An 18393-nucleotide genomic window follows, 5' to 3' on the forward strand; every position below is an offset into this window, starting at 1 on the left:
AGCATTCGAGGCCGTGCCGGGCGGGGATTGGTCGGCGGTGCGCTCTTTCTTCCTCTGACACGCATCGTCATTCCTTCGGGTGCGCGACCAATCCGCCTTGCTTCCCGTACCGAATGGCCGGTGTGAGCAAGGATCAGAAAGTTCCCGAGCCGGAGGGTGAGAGCCCTCGTCCGGCGGCACGCCGGCTGCGCGCCGGTCTGGGCGCGCTGAGCGGGCTGATCGCCGGGCTCTCGGCGCTGGCCGTGGCGGAGTTGACCGCGGCGGCCGTACGGCCCGAGGCGAGTCCGGTCACGGCGGTGGGCGGGGCGTTCATCGACCGCACCCCGCCGTGGCTGAAGGACTTCGCGGTACGGAACTTCGGGACCGACGACAAGCTGGTGCTCCAGCTCGGCATCCTGGCCGTGCTGGCAGTGTTCGCCCTGGCGGTCGGAGTGGCCGCGTCACGCCACCGGCGGGCGGGTTCCGCGGCGGTTCTGGTCTTCGGCGCCGTCGGAGCGGTGGCGGCGGTGGGGCGGCCGGGCGGCGGCACGCTCGACGCCCTGCCGTCCGCCCTCGGCGCCCTGGTGGCCTGCGGAGTGCTGTATCTGCTGGCCGGCAGGCTCACACTCCGTCCGTCCCGTGCGGCGGGCGGGACGGACGGACCCCTCGACCGGCGCGGCTTCGTGATAGCCGCGTCAGGAGCGGCGGCGGCGTCGGCCGGAGCGGGCGCGCTCGGACGCCTGCTCGGTGTGTCGGGAGCGGCCGGCGCCGTCGCCTCACGCGAGAACACCGTGCTGCCCGCGCCGGCCTCACCGGCGCGTCCGGTGCCGGCCGGGGCGGGGCCGCGGATCCCCGGGCTGAGTCCGTTCACCACGCCCGTCAAGGACTTCTACCGGGTGGACACCGCGCTGGTGGTGCCCCGGATCGACGCCACTCGCTGGCGGCTGAGCATCCATGGCAGGGGCGTCACCCGGCCGCTGACGGTCGGCTTCCGTGATCTGCTGCGCCGCGAGCTGATCGAACGGGACATCACCCTGACCTGTGTCTCCAACGAGGTCGGCGGACGCTATGTGGGCAATGCCCGCTGGACCGGGGTACGGCTGGCCGATCTGCTGCGCGAGGCCGGGGTCACGCCTCCCTCCGAGGGCGGGCCCGCCGATCAGCTCGTGGCCCGCTCGGTGGACGGTATGACCATCGGCTCACCGGTCGAGACGGTCATGGACGGCCGGGACGCGCTGCTGGCGGTGGGGATGAACGGCGAACCGCTGCCCTTCGACCACGGCTTCCCGGTCCGGATGCTGATACCGGGGCTGTACGGCTATGTCTCGGCCTGCAAATGGCTCCAGGACCTCGAACTGACCACGTTCGCCGACTACGACGCGTACTGGGTCAGGCGGTCCTGGTCCCCGACGGCCCCCGTCAAGACCCAGTCGCGGATCGACACCCCCCGGCCGTTCGCGAGCCCCAGGGCCGGAACGGTCCCGGTCGCCGGGGTCGCCTGGGCCCAGCGCCGGGGGATCGCCCGGGTGGAGGTCCGGGTCGACGGCGGGGAGTGGCACACCGCCCGGCTGGCGGCGGAGGACACCAGGGACACCTGGCGCCAGTGGGTGTGGGAGTGGCCCGCCACCAGCGGCAGTCACACGCTGGAGGTCCGCGCCACCGACCGCGACGGCGACACGCAGACGGAGCGGCGCGCCGGGACGGTGCCCGACGGCGCCACGGGCCGGCACTCGGTGGTGGTCGCCGTGGTCTGACCCCGTACCCCGCCGGCTTCCGCGGCCCCGCGCCGCCCCCCGCCCCCGTTCATCAGCCCCTCCACGGGTCCCTTACCGACCCTCTTCCCGCGCACGGACATACCGCGCGCTCTCCCAAGGAGTCATCTCATGATCACCACTCGTTTCCGCCGGGCCGCTCTCGCCGTCGCCGCCGCCGCGGTCCTGCCGCTGGCCCTGAGCGCCTGTTCCTCCGACGACGGGAGCAAGGACACGAGGGACTCCGCGTCCTCGGTCGCGCCGGAGGAGTCGCGGGGCACGGCGGACGACGCGGCCGGCCCGGCCGACCAGCCGTTCGGTACGGCCTGCGCGTCAGTGCCCAAGGACGGCGCGGGGAGCTTCGACGGTATGTCGAAGGACCCGGTCGCCACGGCCGCGTCGAACAACCCCGCCCTCTCCACGCTGGTCACCGCGGTGAAGCAGGCCGGTCTGGTGGACACGCTCAACAACGCCCAGGACATCACGGTCTTCGCGCCGACCAACGACGCCTTCGCCAAGATCCCGAAGGCCGATCTGGACAAGGTCCTCGCCGACAAGGCCACACTGACCAAGATCCTCACCTACCACGTGGTGGGCGAGAAGCTGACACCCGGACAGCTCGCGAACGGCACCTATCCGACCCTGGAGAAGTCCACGCTGACCACGAAGGGCTCGGGCGAGTCGTACACGGTCAACGACAGCGCGAAGGTGGTCTGCGGCAACGTCCCGACCGCCAACGCCACCGTCTACATCGTCGACACCGTGCTGATGCCGACGATGTGACCCCGCGGCATATGACCCCGCGGCCGCGCTCGGGCTCCGGACCGTGAGCGGCGCGTGCGGCCACCGGCCACCACGGGGGGCGCTCCTTTCACGGCGCGCCCTGGGCCCTGCCCGCTCGGACAGGGCCCAGGAAGACCGCTCGGACAGGGCCGAGGAAGACCGACCGGACAGGGTCTAGCCGACCGAGCTGTACGCCACCACTCCCCGCAGCACCGCGTCGACCGCCTTGCGCGCGTTCTTCGCGACCGTGCTGTTCTCCCGCGGCGCCGCCGCCGCGATCTGGCCGAGCACATCGATCACCTGCTTGCACCAGCGCACGAAGTCACCGGCCGGCATCTCCGCCTCGCGCAGCACCTCGTCGAGCCCCTTGCCCGAGGCCCACATATGGACCGCCCAGGCGAAGCCGAGATCCGGCTCGCGCTGGCCGACGCCCTCCGCCTGGTTGATCTTGAAATCCTCCTCCAGGGCGTCGAGCCTGCCCCAGATACGGATCATCTCGCCGAGCGCGGCCTTCGCGTCGCCGGACGGCAGCTTCGGCGCCACGGCGTCGTCGGACTGCCGGGCCTCGTACACCAGCGCGGAGACACAGGCGGCCAGCTCGGCCGGCGAGAGCCCTTCCCAGACGCGGTCGCGCAGACACTCACTGGCCAGCAGGTCCAGCTCGCCGTAGAGCCGGGCCAGCCGCTGGCCGTGCTCGGTCACCTCGTCGCCGCGCAGATAGTCCAGCTCGGTGAGGAGCGCGACAATCCGGTCGAACGTGCGGGCGATGGTGTTCGTCCGCCCCTCGATCCTGCGCTCCAGTTGACGGGTGTCCCGCTGGAGCCGGTGGTAGCGCTCGGCCCAGCGGGCATGGTCCTCGCGCTCGTCGCAGCCGTGGCAGGGATGGGCGCGCAGCTCCGCGCGCAGCCGGGCGATCTCCCGGTCGTCGGCGGCTGCCGCACGCTGCTTGCGGTGCCGCTCGGGCACGATATGACCGGCCTTCGAGCGGAGCGCGGACGCCAGATCGCGCCGCGACTGCGGCGAGCGCGCGTTGAAGGACTTGGGGATCCGCATCCGCTCCAGCGGCTCCACGGGAACCGGGAAGTCCATCGACGCCAGCCGCTTGACCTGCCGCTCGGCGGTCAGCACCAGCGGCCGGGGCCCGTCCTGGTGCTCGAAGCCGCGGTGTCCGTTGGCCCGTCCCGCGGGCAGCCCGGGGTCGAGCACCAGCGCGAGCCCCGCGAACTTCCCGGTCGGTACATGGATGACATCGCCCGGCTTGAGCTTCTCCAGCGACGAGGCCGCGGCTGCCCTGCGCTGTGCCGCGCCCTGCTTGGCCAGATCGGTCTCACGGTCCTTGAGGTCGCGGCGCAGCCGCGCGTACTCCTCGAAGTCCCCGAGATGGCAGGTCATCCCCGCGCGGTAGCCGTCGAGCCCTTCCTCGTTCTTCCGCACCTGGCGGGAGATCCCGACGACCGACTTGTCGGCCTGGAACTGGGCGAAGGAGGTCTCCAGCAGTTCACGCGAGCGGTGCCGGCCGAACTGGTGTACGAGATTGACGGCCATGTTGTACGAGGGCCGGAAGCTGGAGCGCAGGGGGTAGGTCCGGGTCCCGGCCAGCCCGGCGAGCGCGCCCGGGTCCATACCGCGCTGCCAGAGCACCACGGCATGGCCCTCGATGTCGATGCCCCGCCGCCCGGCCCGTCCGGTGAGCTGGGTGTACTCGCCGGGGGTGATGTCGGCGTGCTGCTCGCCGTTCCACTTGACCAGCTTCTCCAGCACCACCGACCTGGCCGGCATGTTGATGCCGAGCGCCAGCGTCTCGGTGGCGAAGACCGCCTTGACCAGGCCGCGGACGAACAGCTCCTCGACGACCTCCTTGAAGGTCGGCAGCATCCCGGCGTGGTGCGCGGCGATGCCCCGCTCCAGGCCCTCCAGCCACTCGTAGTACCCGAGGACATGGAGATCCTCGCCGGGGATGGAGGCGGTGCGCGCCTCGACGATCTCACGGACCCGCCGCCGCGCCTCGTCGTTGTTGAGCCGCAGCCCCGCGTACATGCACTGCTGTACGGCGGCCTCGCAGCCGGCCCGGCTGAAGATGAAGGTGATGGCGGGCAGCAGGCCCTCGGTGTCGAGCCGCTCGATGACCTCGGGTCTGGCGGGCGTCCAGATCCGGCTTCGCTGTCTGCGCTCACGCTCGCGGTCGGCCTCGCGGATCATCTTCCCGCGTCTGCGTTCGCGCGGGTTGTACGTGCGCTGGTTCTCCATCCGGGCCAGCCGGACGAGATCGGGGTTGACCTCCCGCTTGGCCACGCCCCGGCCGCCGTGGTCGGTCTCCTCCTCGAAGAGGTCGTACATCCGGCGGCCGGCCAGCACATGCTGCCAGAGCGGCACGGGCCGGTGCTCCGAGACGATCACCTCGGTGTCACCGCGGACGGTGTCCAGCCAGTCGCCGAACTCCTCGGCGTTGGAGACCGTCGCCGAGAGCGAGACGAGCGTGACCGACTCGGGCAGATGGATGATCACCTCTTCCCAGACGGCTCCCCTGAACCGGTCGGAGAGGTAGTGGACCTCGTCCATCACCACATAACCGAGCCCGAGCAGCGACTGGGAGCCCGCGTAGAGCATGTTCCGCAGCACCTCGGTGGTCATCACGACCACCGGAGCGTCGGAGTTGACGCTGTTGTCCCCGGTCAGCAGGCCGACCTTGTCCGCGCCGTAGCGCTTGGCCAGATCGGCGTACTTCTGGTTGGAGAGCGCCTTGATGGGCGTGGTGTAGAAACACTTGCGGCCCTTGGCCAGGGCCAGGTGCACGGCGAACTCGCCGACGATCGTCTTGCCCGAGCCGGTGGGCGCGGCGACCAGCACCCCCTTGCCGGCCTCCAGGGCCTGGCAGGCCTCGATCTGGAAGGGGTCGAGCGCGAAGTCGTACATCTCGCGGAAGGGTGCGAGCGCGGTGGCCTGCTCGGCGGCGCGGGTCCGGGCAGCGGCGTACCGCTCGGCTGGGGAGAGGTCCTCTGTCATCTTGCTGTCGAGCCTACCCGCCGCCTCCGACAGTCAGCCGATCTTTATCCGTCCTTGGAAAGCACCCGCACGGCGCCCGGTACGCAGGTGGCGGTGAGCGGCAGCGGGCCCAGCGGCTCCCCGTCGGCGTAGCCGGTGACGCCCGGCGCGGCGAGGGTGATCCGGGCCGTCCGATGACGGGTGACCACGGGATGGTCCAGATGTGTTCCCCGGTAGACCTTCGGGAAGACCGTGAGCAGCGTCGTACGGGAGCAGGGCCCGACGACGGTCACATCGAGGAGCCCGTCGTCCAGCCGGGCCCCCGCGCAGATCCGCATGCCCCCGCCGTACGAGGAGCCGTTGCCGACGGCGACGAGGGTCGCCTCGATCTCCCGCTCCACGCCGTCGTCGAGGATGAGCCGGTACGGGACGGTCCTGAGGGCGGCCAGCTCCGCCACCATCGCCAGGTCGTAGGTGAACCGGCCGGCGGGCAGGCGCATCCGGTTCCCCCGGTCGTTGACGCGCGAGTCGAATCCGGAGGCCAGGACCGTCCCGAACCAGTTCCCGCCGGCCCGCCCCAGATCCACGGCCCGGACACCGCCGTTCTTGAGCGCGTCCGCGGCCAGCCGTCCGGCGGCGGCCGGGTCGCGCAGGGGCAGCCCCAGCGCGCGGGCGAAGTCGTTGCCGGTGCCGACGGCTATGACTCCGAGCGGGGTCGGGGTGCCGGCGACGGCTTGCAGGGCGAGCGAGACCAGCCCGTCCCCGCCCACCGCGATCAGCGCGCCGGTGCCGCGTTCGACCGCCTCGCGGGCCCGGCGGAGCGCGTCGGCGGCGTCGGAGCCGAGGACCGTACGGACGGAGAATCCGGCGTCCCGCAGCGCGGCGGCGGCCGGTCGCGCGGCTCGCGCGCCCCGGCCGCGCCCCGCGGTGGGATTGACGAACAGGGTGATCTCGCTGGCCACCCGGCGGACCCTACAAGATCAGGTGATGTCGTCGTAACCGTTCAGCCGCTTCGTACGGCCGCCGCCGTCGGACTGTCCGGGCAGCGAGCCCGGCGGGGAGACGGGTTCGATCGCCCCGACGGACTCGGGGGTCAGATCGAGATCGGAGGCCTCGTCGTCGTCGAGGTCCGCGTCGGGGTTGTTGCGCCTGCGCCGCCGGTCGTTGAGGAAGCAGACACCCAGCGCCAGGAAGTAGAGCACCACGATGGGGGCGGCCAGCGACAGCATGGTGAGCGGGTCACCGGTCGGCGTCGCGAACGCGGCGAAGAGCGTGATGCCCAGCACCATCAGACGCCACCACGAGGCGAGCCGCTTCGCCGTGAGCACTCCGGTGAAGTTCAGCAGGACGAGCAGCAGCGGCAGTTCGAAGGCCAGACCGAAGACGATCACCATACGGACCACGAGATCGAGATACTCGTCGAGCGGCAGCAGGTTCCGCGCGTTGTCCGGGGTGAAGTCGAGCAGGATCGTGGCGGTCTGGGGCAGGATCTTGTAGGCGAGGACGGCACCGCTGAGGAAGAGCGGGACGCCGATTCCCACGAACGACAGCGCGTACTTCTTCTCGTGGCTGTGCAGACCGGGCGCCAGGAAGCCCCAGAGCTGGTACAGCCAGACCGGCGTGGACAGCACGACGCCGGACACGAGGGAGACCTTCAGCGCGATGGAGAAGGGCGAGATCAGACCGTTGACGGTCATGTCCGCGCACGCCTCGCCGTTCCTCTGCTTCAGTGCGCCGTCCACACAGCCCACCGAGTCGAGGATCGGCTTCATCATGAACTCGATGAGGTCCTTGTAGTAGAACGCGGCGACAACCGTGATGACCAGGATCGCCAGGACGGACTTGAGCAGGCGGTTTCGCAGTTCACGCAGGTGCTCGGCGAGGGGCATGCGCCCCTCGACGTCTTTCTCCTGCTTTTTCTCCTGCTTCCGGGCAGACTTGAGCAACCCGCGTCCCTCGTCTCGTAGCGGCAGCCGTCAGCGGGGCGCGTCAGCTCTGGGCGGTGCGGTTCGGCTCGGTGACCGGACGGGAGCTGGTGACATCCCCGGGCGCGGCCTGGATCGTCCTCGGAGCGGCCTGCTGGGCCGTGGGGTCGGCCGGCTGCTCGGCCGCCGGCGCCGCGGTCTCGTCGTCCTTCTTCATGGCCTTGGCCTCGCTCTTGAGGATGCGGGCCGACTTGCCGAGCGAACGCGCCATGTCGGGAAGCTTCTTGGCACCGAACAGCAGCAGGATGACAGCGATGATCAGAACGATCTCGAGGGGCTTCAGATTGCCGATCATGTACGACTTCCTTCTCGCTGAGGCGGCTGGGACGGGCGCTGCCCGTACAACCGAACCGGTGTCCGGCCTTAGTACTCGGAGCGATCGTAACCCGCAGGGGTAAACGCGGGGCAATGCCTGTGCATACTCCCGACTGCCGTGCTTACTCCCGAACGCGACCCGTACCTCACGGTCCGGCCGCGTCCGTCCCCCTCGGAGGGGCGCGATCATCAGCGTACCGTCCGCCCCGCCCGCGCCGGAGGGCACGGGGCGCCCGGCTACCGCAGCGCGTCCCCGGTCGAGGCGAGCCGGGTGGCGGCGCGCTCCAGGTCCTCCGTGGCCCGGTTGATCCGCTCGGTGGTCGCGGCGACCTGCCGGCCGAGCCGCTGGGCCTCGACGAAGACCCGGACCGCCAGGACGCCGAGCACGGCGATCCCGCAGAAACCCAGGGCGATGGCGAGCATGGGCCAGAACATGAGCGGAGCCTAGACCGTTCTCGAGAAGGGCATGGTGTACAGGGAACTCATGGACGGAGGAAGAAGGCGGCCGTGCCGGGCACGCGGGGCGGACACGAAGGACCGGGCACGCGGGACCGGGCACAAGGGCGGGGACCGCCGGGCGCCGCACGGGCTACGAGGTGGCGAGCCGCAGCGTCCGCACCCCGCCGCCGGTGAGCAGTTCGACGATGCGTTCCCCGGCGGGCTTGCGCACCAGGGTGTCGCACTCCGGACAGGTGAAGGAGTAGAAGGTGGTCTTCCGCGTGGCCCCGATGGCCAGCCGGAGCGCGCCCGCCGACAGTTCGAAGCGGGCCCGGCACTCCGGACAGGCCGCCTTGAAGAGAACGGGGAGCACCGCCGAGATTTCCGACACTTCAGACATGGCCGACATATTCCCCGGTTCTCCTTCTTTCCTGTCCGTTCCCGTTCACTCTCGGCCGTCGTAGGCCGCGAGCGCCTCACCCGCCGCCAGCCGCGCGCTCTCCGCGAGGTCCGGCGGGGACACGATCCGTCCGTCACCGCCGAGCCGCAGCGCGAGCCGCCGCAGCGAGGCGGGCGCGGGGGTCCGCAGTGTGATCCGCAGTCCGCCGTCGGGGAGCTCCACCGCGCTGTCGTGCGGGTAGTACTCCGCGACCCACCGGCCGCCGGGCCCGACCTCGACCACCACCTCGGGATCGTCCGCCGACGGCTGCACCAGCCCCTCCGACAGATCCCTCAGCTCCAGCTCCGGCGGCGCGGCCGGGGCGTCCAGCAGCTTGATCTCGGCGACCCGGTCGAGCCGGAACGTGCGCCGCGCCTCGGAGAGCCGGCACCAGGCCTCCATATAGGTGTGGCCCACGGCGAACAGCCGGATCGGGTCGACCTCGCGCTCCGTCAGCTCGTCGCGCGCCGGAGAGTAGTAGCGCAGCCACAGCCTGCGGCGCTCGGAGATGGCCCGGTCGACCTCGGCGAACACCCCGCCCTCGGACTCGAAGGTCACCGAGAGCCGCGAGCTGGCCCCCGCCACCTCCCCGGCCGCGGCCTCCAGCTTGGCGGTGGCGCGCAGCAGCGCCTGGCGGTCGCCCTCCCGCAGCCCCGGCAGGGTGGTGACGGCACGGGCCGCGACCAGCAGGGCCGTCGCCTCGTCGGCGGCGAGCCGCAGCGGCTCGGCGACATCGTCCGGGTTGTGCCACCAGATCCGGTCGCCGTCGGTGTCGATGTCGAGCAGATCGCCGCCGCGGAAGCTGGTCCCGCACATGGGCAGGACATCGAGGTCGGAGATCAGCTCGTCCTCGCTGATCCCGAACGCGCGGGCCACATCGCTGACATGGGCGCCGGGGCGCTCCCGCAGATAGGTCACCAGCGAGAGCATCCGCCGGGTCTGGTCGATGGCGTTGGCTGCCATGGTGTCGAGTCCCCTCAGCCCTTGGCCACGGCGCGCAGCCGCTCGACCACATCGGCCCGCAGATCGGCGGGTTCCAGTACGACCACATCCGGGCCGAACTCCACCAGCCAGGCGTCCAGTCCGTGCCCGTACGGGATCTCCAGCTCGTCCCAGCCGTTCCCCAGCTCCCTGGACGACAGCGCCCGGGAGCGCAGCGGATAGCCGCAGCCGGAGCGCAGCTTGATCAGCGCGGAGCGGGTCGCGGTCTCCCCCGCCCAGGTCTCCACGGTCTCCCGTACCGTCACCACATCGGGCACGGGCGCGGTGAACACGCCGTTGCGGGAGCGGACCCGGCCGGTGATCCGGGAGAGCCGGAAGACACGCTCGGCGCCGCGGTCCCGGTCCCAGCCGGCCAGATACCAGTGGCCGCGCCAGCACTCCAGCGTCCAGGGCTCGACCTGGCGCTGCTCGGGGCGGGCCGCGTTGGCCTTGCGGTAGTCGAAGATGACGGGCCGCCGGTCGCGGCAGGCGAGCATCAGCGGTTCGAACGCGGCCTCATGGACCGGGATCCGCGGTTCGAGCGCGCTGTGGTGCGCCTCGTAGGCGTCCTCCGCCTCCGGCATCCCGGCGGCGCGCAGCTTCTGGAGCGCGCCGCTCGCCGCGCCCGCCAGCCGGGCCTGCTGCCAGACCTTGGCGGCGAGTCCGAGGGCCGCGGCCTCCTCGGCGTCGAGGGTGATGGCGGGCAGCCGGTTGCTGTCGCGCCGGGCGAGATAGCCGGTTTCCCCGTCGAGGTTCTCCACCGTCTCGATGACCAGCCCGAGCTCGCGCAGATCTTCCTTGTCGCGCTCGAACATCCTGTTGAAGGAGTCGTCGGTGCCCGCCTCCAGATAGGCCTCGATGGAGCCCCGCAGCTCGCGCTTGCTGAGCGGCCGCCGGGTCCCGAGCAGACACAGCGCCAGATTCATCAGTCGCTCGGCCTTGGCAATGGCCATCGACGCCTTGCACCCCTTTTGATCGTTGCGTCCTCCGCTCGTTGACCGTACCGCCCCGGGGTGTCGGGACAAAAGCCGAGGGCCCATGCGGACGGCATGGGCCCTCGGCGCTGTCGGTCCGGCGGGATCAGACGGAGACCAGGTCGCAGACGAAGATCAGCGTCTCGCCCGGAGCGATACGGCCACCACCGGCGCCACGGTCGCCGTAGGCGAGGTGCGCGGGGATGGTGAGCTGCCTGCGGCCGCCGACCTTCATACCCTGGACGCCCTGGTCCCAGCCCTTGATGACCTGACCGGCGCCGAGCTGGAACTGGAGCGGCGTACCGCGGTTCCAGGACGCGTCGAACTCCTCGCCGGTGGAGAAGGCCACACCCACGTAGTGGACGGAGACGGTGTCGCCCGCCTTGGCCACCGGGCCGTCGCCCTCCGTGATGTCCTTGATCTCCAGATCGGCCGGCGGCTCGCCACCCGGGAAGTCGATCTCGGGCTTCTCGATGCTCACTGAACTGCTCCTCTAAATGATGAACGGGGCAACCGGGACAGTCTTACACCTTCGCCAGGATGTCCACCGCGAACACCAGCGTGGAGTTCTTCGGGATGCCCTGCTGCTCCTGGTCGCCGAAGGCCTGGTCCGGCGGGATCACGATCAGGATCCTGCTGCCCACCTTCTTGCCGACGATTCCCGACTTCAGGCCCTTCAGCGTCAGTTGGGGCAGCGGGAAGGTGGTGGTGCGGCCCGTCTTGTACGTGCTGTCGAACTGCTTGCGGTCCTTCCAGAGGTACGCCGCGTAGTTCAGCACCACCGTGTCCGAGTCCTTGACGACCGGTCCGTCGCTCTCCAGCACATAGCTGGAGACCAGCTTCTTGGGCGGGTCGGACTTCGGGATCGTGACCGTCGGCTCCTTGCCGTCGTCGTTCGTCCCGACCTTCGGCAGATCGATGTTGTCCTGTGCGACGGCGGTGCCCTTGGCGGAGGCCGGCACCTGGGTCGCCTTCAGGATGTCGACGACGAAGACCAGCGTGGCGTTGGGCTTGATGTCGCCCTGGCCCTGCGCCCCGTACCCCAGCTCCGGCGGAATGCCCAGCTCGACCCGGCTGCCGACCTTCTGGCCCTCCAGGCCCTGGTCCCAGCCCTTGATGACCATGCCGGCGCCCAGGGTCAGATCGAAGGGCTGCTTGCGGTCGAAGCTGTTGTCGAACGGCTTCTCGGAGTCCCAGCTCTGGCCCAGGTAGTTGACCTGGATCGCGTCACCCTTCTTGACCGCGGCGCCGTCACCCTCGCTGATGACGTCGACCTTCAGCTCCTTGGGCGGAGTGCCCTCCCCCTTGGCGAGGGTCGGCTTCTGACCGAACTTGGCGCCCGCGGTGATCGCGGGAAGTCCGTTCTTGGACGGGGCGGGATCGGAGCCTCCGTCATCGCCGCAGGCCGCTGTCGACAGCAGCAGCAAGGGGACGACGATCAGGCCGGCAAGTCGGCGCACGTATTCCTCAGATCTCAGACGGCACAGTAGTTGCCCGACACTCTAGGGGTTGTCCCCTCGATCGGGCCGGATAGGCGAGCGGGCTCCGGTGCGGTGCACCTGGGGGTGGGGGGAAGGGGGCCCAGGCGGAGCGTAGGCGACCGCCGGGCACACCGCGAGGGCCCCGTACGCCATCGCGTACGGGGCCCGATCGCATCGCGCCACTCCCGGTGCCGGGTGCCGGCGCCCGCCGGTCACATACCGGCGATCAGCTTCTCCACCCGGTCGTCCACGGACCGGAACGGGTCCTTGCAGAGCACCGTGCGCTGCGCCTGGTCGTTGAGCTTGAGATGCACCCAGTCGACGGTGAAGTCCCGGCGCTGCTCCTGCGCCCGGCGGATGAAGTCCCCGCGCAGCCGCGCCCTGGTGGTCTGCGGGGGCACGGACTTGCCCTCGAAGATCTTCAGGTCGTTGCAGATACGGGCGGCCTGGCCGCGCTTCTCCAGCAGGTAGTAGAGGCCGCGGCGGCGGTGGATGTCGTGGTAGGCGAGATCTATCTGAGCGACCCGCGGATGCGACATCGTCATATTGTGCTTGGCCCGGTACCGCTCGATGAGCTGGTACTTCATGACCCAGTCGATCTCGGTGGCGATCCGGTCGAGGTCCTCCTCCTCGATCGCGTCGAGCGTACGGCCCCACAGTTCGAGCACCTGGTCGACCGTGCCGGTGCGGATGCCCCGGCGCTCCACGAAGTCCACGGCCTTCTCGTAGTACTCCCGCTGGACCTCCAGCGCGGAGGCCTCCCGGCCGCTCGCCAGCCGCACCTTGCGCTGGCCGGTGAGGTCGTGGCTGACCTCGCGGATCGCCCGGATCGGGTTCTCCAGGGTGAGATCGCGCATCACCGTGCCCGCCTCGATCATGCGGAGCACGAGATCGGTGGCGCCGACCTTGAGCAGCATGGTCGTCTCGGACATGTTCGAGTCGCCGACGATGACATGGAGCCTGCGGTAGCGCTCCGCGTCCGCGTGCGGCTCGTCACGGGTGTTGATGATCGGACGGGAGCGGGTGGTGGCGGAGCTGACGCCCTCCCAGATGTGCTCGGCACGCTGGCTGACGCAGTAGACCGCGCCCCGCGGGGTCTGGAGCACCTTGCCGGCGCCGCAGAGGAGCTGCCTGGTGACGAGGAAGGGGATGAGGATGTCCGCGAGCCGGGAGAACTCTCCATGGCGGGCGACGAGATAGTTCTCGTGGCAGCCGTAGGAGTTTCCCGCCGAGTCGGTGTTGTTCTTGAAGAGATAGACGTCGCCCGCGATTCCCTCCTCGTGCAGGCGGCGTTCGGCGTCGACGAGCAGGCCTTCGAGAATGCGCTCGCCCGCTTTGTCGTGGGTCACCAGTTCGGTCACGTTGTCGCATTCGGGAGTTGCGTATTCCGGATGCGAACCCACGTCGAGGTAGAGACGGGCGCCGTTCCGCAGGAAGACATTGCTGCTGCGGCCCCATGAGACAACACGGCGGAAGAGGTAGCGCGCCACTTCGTCAGGTGACAGTCGGCGCTGTCCCCTGAACGTGCACGTGACGCCGTACTCGTTCTCCAGCCCGAAAATGCGGCGGTCCATGTCTGAACATTACGCCTGATGACCAGAGCTGAAACCGGGTTCGGCCGCTCCGCCTGGATCATTTTCCGTCCGGATGGTGGCATCGGGACCACGGTCGGGAGCTGCGAGGACCCGCTGGGTGGCCAGCAGCACCAGCAGTGCGGCGATGCCGCCGGCCCCCGCGACCGCGAAGCTCGCGGAGGTGCCGCCCAGTTCCACGGCCGGGCCCGCGACGGCGGTGCCGAGCGCGGCACCGACACCTATCGTGGTCACCAGCCAGGAGAACGCCTCGGTGACGGTGCCGCGCGGCGCGTGCCGGTCCACGACGATGAAGGCGCAGGCGATGGCGGGGGCCAGGAATATCCCGGCGACGGCGGCCAGCCCTGTCATCGGGAGCACACCGGGTGTGAGCGTCAGCGGCAGATAGCAGAGGGCGAGCAGCGCGATGATGGCGCGCAGCCGCCGCTCCGGGGCGCCGGTCCAGGAAACGGCCCCGTAGACCGAGCCCCCCACCAGCGCGCCCAGGCCGAACGCGGCCATCAGCCAGCCGTAGACGGACTCGCGGCCGTGGTCGTCGGCGAAGGCGACGCCCGCGACGGTGATCGAGCCGAGGGCGATCCCGACGAAGAGGAAGGCGCCCAGCAGGGCCAGCAGGCCCGGTGAGCGCAGGGCGCCGAGCCAGTGCGCCTCGCGGGGCGCGGAGCGCCAGGCTCGGGAGGGCGCGGAGAGGACCACGGAGAGCGCTCCGAGCACCCCTGTCGCGTTGATGACGAGCAGCGCGGCGGCCGGTGACCAGAGTGCCACCAGCAGGGTCACGAGCAGCGGGCCGACGGTGAACATGATCTCCTGCGCCACGGCGTCCATGGCGTACGCCCGGTGGACCCGCTCCTCACCGCCGAGGACATTCGGCCACAGGGCCCGCAGCCCGCCCTCCAGCGGCGGGGTGAACAGACCCGCGACCGCGACGGCGCCGTAGGCGAGCGGCAGGGTGTCGGTCCCGGCGACGACGAGCAGTACGGCGCCGAGGGCGGAGACGACGGCGGCGGGGAGCTGCACCCGGGGCTGCCCGTACAGGTCCACGGCCCGGCCCAGCAGCGGCTGCCCGACGGCGTTGGCGACCCCGTACACCGCGGCGAGCGCCCCGGCGAGGCTGTAGCTGCCCCCGGCGCCCCGGACGAGCAGCACGATGGCGATGGGGCCCGTGGCGTTCGGCAGCCGGCCCACGAGTGTGCCGGCGAGCAGCCGCGCGGCGTGCGGCGCCTTGAGGATGTCCACGTAGCCGGTGGCCATGTGCCGCCCCTTCTCTTTCCCCGGCCCGGCCGGGGTTTTACGTATAACGTCGGCGTCATACGTACCATGTGGCCTGTCCGCGGGTCCACTGCCGGCGCCACGGCGGACAGGACCGCCGGACGAGCGCGATGGAGAACCGCAGCGATGACAGCACAGCCCGCCAGGCCCACCAGCAGGGATGTGGCGCGGACCGCGGGTGTGTCCCAGGCCACGGTCTCGCTGGTCCTCGGGGACAAGTGGCGGGGCAGGGTCTCGGAGCGCACCGCGGGACTCGTACGGGACGCGGCGCACGCGCTCGGCTACCGGCCCAATCTCGCCGCCCGCAATCTCCGTCTGGGCACGACCAGGACCGCGCTCCTCGTCGTCCCCGCGCTCACCAACGAGTTCTTCGCCCGGGTGTACACCGGCGCGGCCGAGGTCGCCGCCGAGCACGGTTTCGGGGTGGTCCTCTACCCCTCACCCGCCGGAGTGGGGCCGGCCCGGGACCCCTTCGCCTCGGCGCGGGCCGCGCTGGACGGGGTGATCGCCTCCTCGATGGCGACGGAGGCGCTGGACGCGATCCGGGGCGCGGACCTGCCGCTGGTGATGCTGGACAGCGATCCGGCGGCCCCCGGTGCCGCCGCACGGGTGAATCTCGACATCGCCGACGGCATCCGGCAGGTGAGCGCGCATCTGCTCGGCCTCGGCCACCGGCGTCTGGTCCATCTCGCCTCCGCGGTCGCCTCGTGGACCTTCGACGTACGGGCCGAGGCACTGGCCACCGCGGTACGGGGAGTGCCGGACGCGGTCGTACGAACGGTCTCGGCACCCCTGGAGGTCGGCGCCGCGCGTGCGGCCACCGAGCGCGCCCTCGGCGCCCCGGGCCCCCGGCCCACGGCGCTGATCTGCGACGACGACATCCTGGCGGCGGGAGCCTGCAAGGCGGTACGGCGCCTCGGTCTGCGGGTGCCGGAGGACATCTCGGTCACCGGCTTCGACGATCTGGCGCTCGCCACGGCGATCGAGCCGGAACTGACCACGGTGAGCCTCCCGGCCGAGCGGGTGGGCGAGCGCGGGATGTCGGCCCTGCTGGCGGTGCTGGACGGCCGGCGGCCGGACTCCGGTGATCTGCCGGTCTCCCTGGTGGTCCGCGCCTCGACCGCGCCCCCGCCCCCGGGCGGCTGAGCCACACATGACCGTGCCCCGGGCCGCGTGGGCGGGCCGGGGCACGGGGGGGGCCGGTCCAGGCCCGCCGCTGCTCGGTGCTGTTACTTCTCGGTGCTGTCGGGCTTCTCGGTGTCCTTGACGTCCTTGACGTTCTTGGCGTCCTTGGGCGAGTCCGCCGACCCGGCGGCGGTGCCGTCCGGCTCCTCCGTGTCCGAGGGAGCGTCCGTCGGGGTCGAGGCGGCGCCGTCCGCGTCCAGCAGCCGGGAGAGCTGACGGCCGACGATCCGCTTGAACTTGCGCTGCTGCGGTCGCGTACGGTCCAGGACCGCCACTTCCAGCCGCTCCGCGGGGATCTCCCGCTCGCCGCCGTTCGTGTCCCTGGACAGCGCCTGCACGGCCAGCTTCAGCGCTTCCGCGAGCGACATGCCCTCGCGGTGCCGCTGATCGAGATAGGTGCTGATCTGCTCCGAGCTGCCACCGACCGCGACCGAGCCGTGCTCGTCCACGATCGACCCGTCGTGCGGCAGCCGGTAGATCTGGTCGCCGTCCGGCGTCGCGCCCACCTCGGCGACCACCAGCTCCACCTCGTAGGGCTTCTCGCCGGCGCTGGAGAAGATCGTGCCGAGCGTCTGCGCGTAGACATTGGCCAGACCGCGGGCCGTGACATCGTCGCGGTCATAGGTGTATCCGCGCAGATCGGCGTAGCGGACACCGCCGATGCGCAGGTTCTCGTACTCGTTGTACTTGCCGGCCGCCGCGAAGCCGATGCGGTCGTAGATCTCGCTGAACTTGTGCAGCGCGCGGGACGGGTTCTCGCCGACGAAGACGATGCCGTCGGCGTACTGAAGCACGACCAGGCTGCGACCACGGGCGATGCCCTTGCGCGCGTACTCCGCCCGGTCGGCCATGGCCTGCTGGGGTGAGACATAGAACGGCGTCGACACCGGCTATCCGTCCCTTTCTGTCAGTGGCGTGTTTGTTCCAGAAGAGGGCGGCGTCAGAGCAGCGCGGCGCGCGGGCCGTCGGGCTGCTCCAGCCGGCGCTCGATGATCGAGCGGGCGATCTCCGAGGATTCCTCGTCGGTCAGCCTCCGGAAGCCCTCGTCCGTGATGATCGTGACGATCGGATAGATACGGCGCGCCACATCGGGGCCGCCCGTGGCCGAGTCGTCGTCCGCGGCGTCGTACAGCGCCTGGATGACCAGGGTGGTGGCCTGCTGCTCCGTCAGGTCCTCGCGGTAGAGCTTCTTCATCGCGCCGCGGGCGAAGATCGAGCCGGAGCCGGTGGACGCGTAGCCCAGCTCCTCCGACCGGCCGCCCGTCACGTCGTACGAGAAGATGCGGCCCTTTCCGCGGTCCACGTCCCAGCCGGCGAAGAGCGGGACCACGGCCAGGCCCTGCATGGCCATGGCGAGATTGCTGCGGATCATCGTGGAGAGCCGGTTGGCCTTGCCCTCCAGGGAGAGCTGGGCGCCCTCGACCTTCTCGAAGTGCTCCAGTTCGAGCTGGAAGAGCTTGACCATCTCCACCGCGAGACCGGCGGTGCCGGCGATACCGACGGCCGAGTACTCGTCGGCCGGGAAGACCTTCTCGATGTCGCGCTGCGCGATCATGTTCCCCATGGTCGCCCGCCGGTCACCGGCGAGCACCACCCCGCCGGGGAAGGTCGCCGCGACGATCGTCGTACCGTGCGGCGCCTCGATGGCACCCTGCAACGGCGGCAGCGAACGCTTGCCCGGCAGCATGTCCGGCGAGTGGTGGGACAGGAAGTCCATGAACGAGGACGAGCCGGGCGTCAGGAAGGCTGCCGGCAGACGCCCGGTGCTACGAGGGTTGGCTTCCACACGTTTCCTTCCGGATGGGCGGCGGCCCGCCGCTCGCGCCGGGCCGATCTTTGAATCTGTGCACGGACCTTACCCGCGCCGTCGCCTGTCATCCGTCCCGGTGCTACCGGCTTTCGCCGACGGCCCGGGACGGACAACGGCCGCTACTGGCCGCCCTTTTGCACGAAGGACCGCACGAAGTCCTCGGCGTTCTCCTCGAGGACGTCGTCGATCTCGTCCAGGACGGAGTCCACGTCGTCGGACAGCTTCTCCTGGCGCTCCTTGAGGTCCTCGGAGGCCTGCGCCTCCTGGGCCTGCTCCTCGGTCTCCTCCGTGGAACGCGTCGCCTTCTGCTGGCCGCCGCCGGTGTCCTTGGTCGCCATATCCCTCACCCCGCTCGGTTTCGCCCCGCTCGATGTGACCTTCAAGATCAGACCCTACAAGGAGCGTCTGACATCGGCCCCGCAGTTGCTA

At 70.7% G+C, this 18393-nt stretch carries 18 protein-coding genes; 3 read left to right on the top strand and 15 right to left on the bottom strand.

The genetic code is table 11. From position 1 onward, the window contains the following. The first annotated feature begins 185 nt into the window (after positions 1 to 185). Both ACFYYH_RS19705 and ACFYYH_RS19710 read left to right on the top strand, forming a co-directional pair. Complete coding sequence (locus ACFYYH_RS19705; protein WP_388552850.1) at positions 186 to 1733, top strand: molybdopterin-dependent oxidoreductase; 1548 nt, start codon at positions 186 to 188, stop codon at positions 1731 to 1733. A 129-nt stretch (positions 1734 to 1862) separates the two neighbouring features. After that, positions 1863 to 2513: a fasciclin domain-containing protein gene (locus tag ACFYYH_RS19710; protein ID WP_388552337.1), complete on the top strand. Its 651-nt coding sequence runs from the start codon at positions 1863 to 1865 to the stop codon at positions 2511 to 2513. A gap of 174 nt (positions 2514 to 2687) precedes the next feature. Here the strand turns inward: ACFYYH_RS19710 and ACFYYH_RS19715 are convergent, their stop codons facing one another. The 12 genes from ACFYYH_RS19715 to ACFYYH_RS19770 form a co-directional block, all read right to left on the bottom strand. Then, positions 2688 to 5516, bottom strand: a complete 2829-nt coding sequence (locus ACFYYH_RS19715) for a DEAD/DEAH box helicase (protein ID WP_388552340.1) — start codon at positions 5514 to 5516, stop codon at positions 2688 to 2690. 44 nt (positions 5517 to 5560) lie between these two features. Further along, positions 5561 to 6457, bottom strand: a complete 897-nt coding sequence (locus tag ACFYYH_RS19720; RefSeq protein WP_388552343.1) for a diacylglycerol kinase — start codon at positions 6455 to 6457, stop codon at positions 5561 to 5563. A gap of 18 nt (positions 6458 to 6475) precedes the next feature. Beyond that, positions 6476 to 7441 (bottom strand): twin-arginine translocase subunit TatC, encoded by a 966-nt coding sequence (tatC, locus tag ACFYYH_RS19725; protein WP_388552346.1) that lies wholly within the window; start codon positions 7439 to 7441, stop codon positions 6476 to 6478. A gap of 43 nt (positions 7442 to 7484) precedes the next feature. Then, the gene (gene tatA / locus ACFYYH_RS19730; RefSeq protein ID WP_388552348.1) at positions 7485 to 7775 is read right to left on the bottom strand and encodes a Sec-independent protein translocase subunit TatA; all 291 of its coding nucleotides are present in this window, start codon (positions 7773 to 7775) and stop codon (positions 7485 to 7487) included. 257 nt (positions 7776 to 8032) lie between these two features. Beyond that, a complete protein-coding gene (locus tag ACFYYH_RS19735; protein WP_388552351.1) occupies positions 8033 to 8230 on the bottom strand; it encodes a hypothetical protein in 198 nt (65 codons plus the stop codon). A gap of 154 nt (positions 8231 to 8384) precedes the next feature. Further along, entirely contained in the window at positions 8385 to 8633 is a 249-nt protein-coding gene (locus ACFYYH_RS19740; protein ID WP_388552354.1) for a hypothetical protein, read from the bottom strand. Positions 8634 to 8678: 45 nt separating this feature from the next. After that, the gene (locus ACFYYH_RS19745) at positions 8679 to 9635 is read right to left on the bottom strand and encodes a helix-turn-helix transcriptional regulator (RefSeq protein ID WP_388552356.1); all 957 of its coding nucleotides are present in this window, start codon (positions 9633 to 9635) and stop codon (positions 8679 to 8681) included. 14 nt (positions 9636 to 9649) lie between these two features. Then, a complete protein-coding gene (locus ACFYYH_RS19750; protein WP_388552359.1) occupies positions 9650 to 10606 on the bottom strand; it encodes a helix-turn-helix transcriptional regulator in 957 nt (318 codons plus the stop codon). Positions 10607 to 10733: 127 nt separating this feature from the next. Next, the gene (locus ACFYYH_RS19755) at positions 10734 to 11108 is read right to left on the bottom strand and encodes an FKBP-type peptidyl-prolyl cis-trans isomerase (protein ID WP_388552362.1); all 375 of its coding nucleotides are present in this window, start codon (positions 11106 to 11108) and stop codon (positions 10734 to 10736) included. Positions 11109 to 11151: 43 nt separating this feature from the next. Next, positions 11152 to 12087: an FKBP-type peptidyl-prolyl cis-trans isomerase gene (locus ACFYYH_RS19760; RefSeq protein ID WP_388552365.1), complete on the bottom strand. Its 936-nt coding sequence runs from the start codon at positions 12085 to 12087 to the stop codon at positions 11152 to 11154. Between the two features lie 233 nt (positions 12088 to 12320). After that, on the bottom strand, positions 12321 to 13682 hold the full coding sequence (pafA, locus tag ACFYYH_RS19765) for a Pup--protein ligase (protein WP_388552368.1): 1362 nt from the start codon (positions 13680 to 13682) through the stop codon (positions 12321 to 12323). Positions 13683 to 13691: 9 nt separating this feature from the next. Next, positions 13692 to 14951, bottom strand: a complete 1260-nt coding sequence (locus ACFYYH_RS19770) for an MFS transporter (protein ID WP_388552371.1) — start codon at positions 14949 to 14951, stop codon at positions 13692 to 13694. Between the two features lie 144 nt (positions 14952 to 15095). Here ACFYYH_RS19770 and ACFYYH_RS19775 point away from each other — a divergent pair, with 144 nt between their 5' ends. After that, entirely contained in the window at positions 15096 to 16115 is a 1020-nt protein-coding gene (locus tag ACFYYH_RS19775; RefSeq protein WP_388552374.1) for a LacI family DNA-binding transcriptional regulator, read from the top strand. An 83-nt stretch (positions 16116 to 16198) separates the two neighbouring features. On the opposite strand, the gene prcA is transcribed toward ACFYYH_RS19775, so the two are convergent. The 3 genes from prcA to ACFYYH_RS19790 form a co-directional block, all read right to left on the bottom strand. Beyond that, a complete protein-coding gene (gene prcA / locus ACFYYH_RS19780) occupies positions 16199 to 17041 on the bottom strand; it encodes a proteasome subunit alpha (protein WP_388552377.1) in 843 nt (280 codons plus the stop codon). Positions 17042 to 17094: 53 nt separating this feature from the next. Beyond that, entirely contained in the window at positions 17095 to 17940 is an 846-nt protein-coding gene (gene prcB, locus ACFYYH_RS19785; protein ID WP_388552380.1) for a proteasome subunit beta, read from the bottom strand. A gap of 143 nt (positions 17941 to 18083) precedes the next feature. Then, the gene (locus tag ACFYYH_RS19790) at positions 18084 to 18302 is read right to left on the bottom strand and encodes a ubiquitin-like protein Pup (protein WP_030754525.1); all 219 of its coding nucleotides are present in this window, start codon (positions 18300 to 18302) and stop codon (positions 18084 to 18086) included. Between the last annotated feature and the right edge of the window lie 91 nt (positions 18303 to 18393).

Source organism: Streptomyces sp. NPDC002018 (assembly GCF_042890865.1).
Classification (GTDB): domain Bacteria; phylum Actinomycetota; class Actinomycetes; order Streptomycetales; family Streptomycetaceae; genus Streptomyces.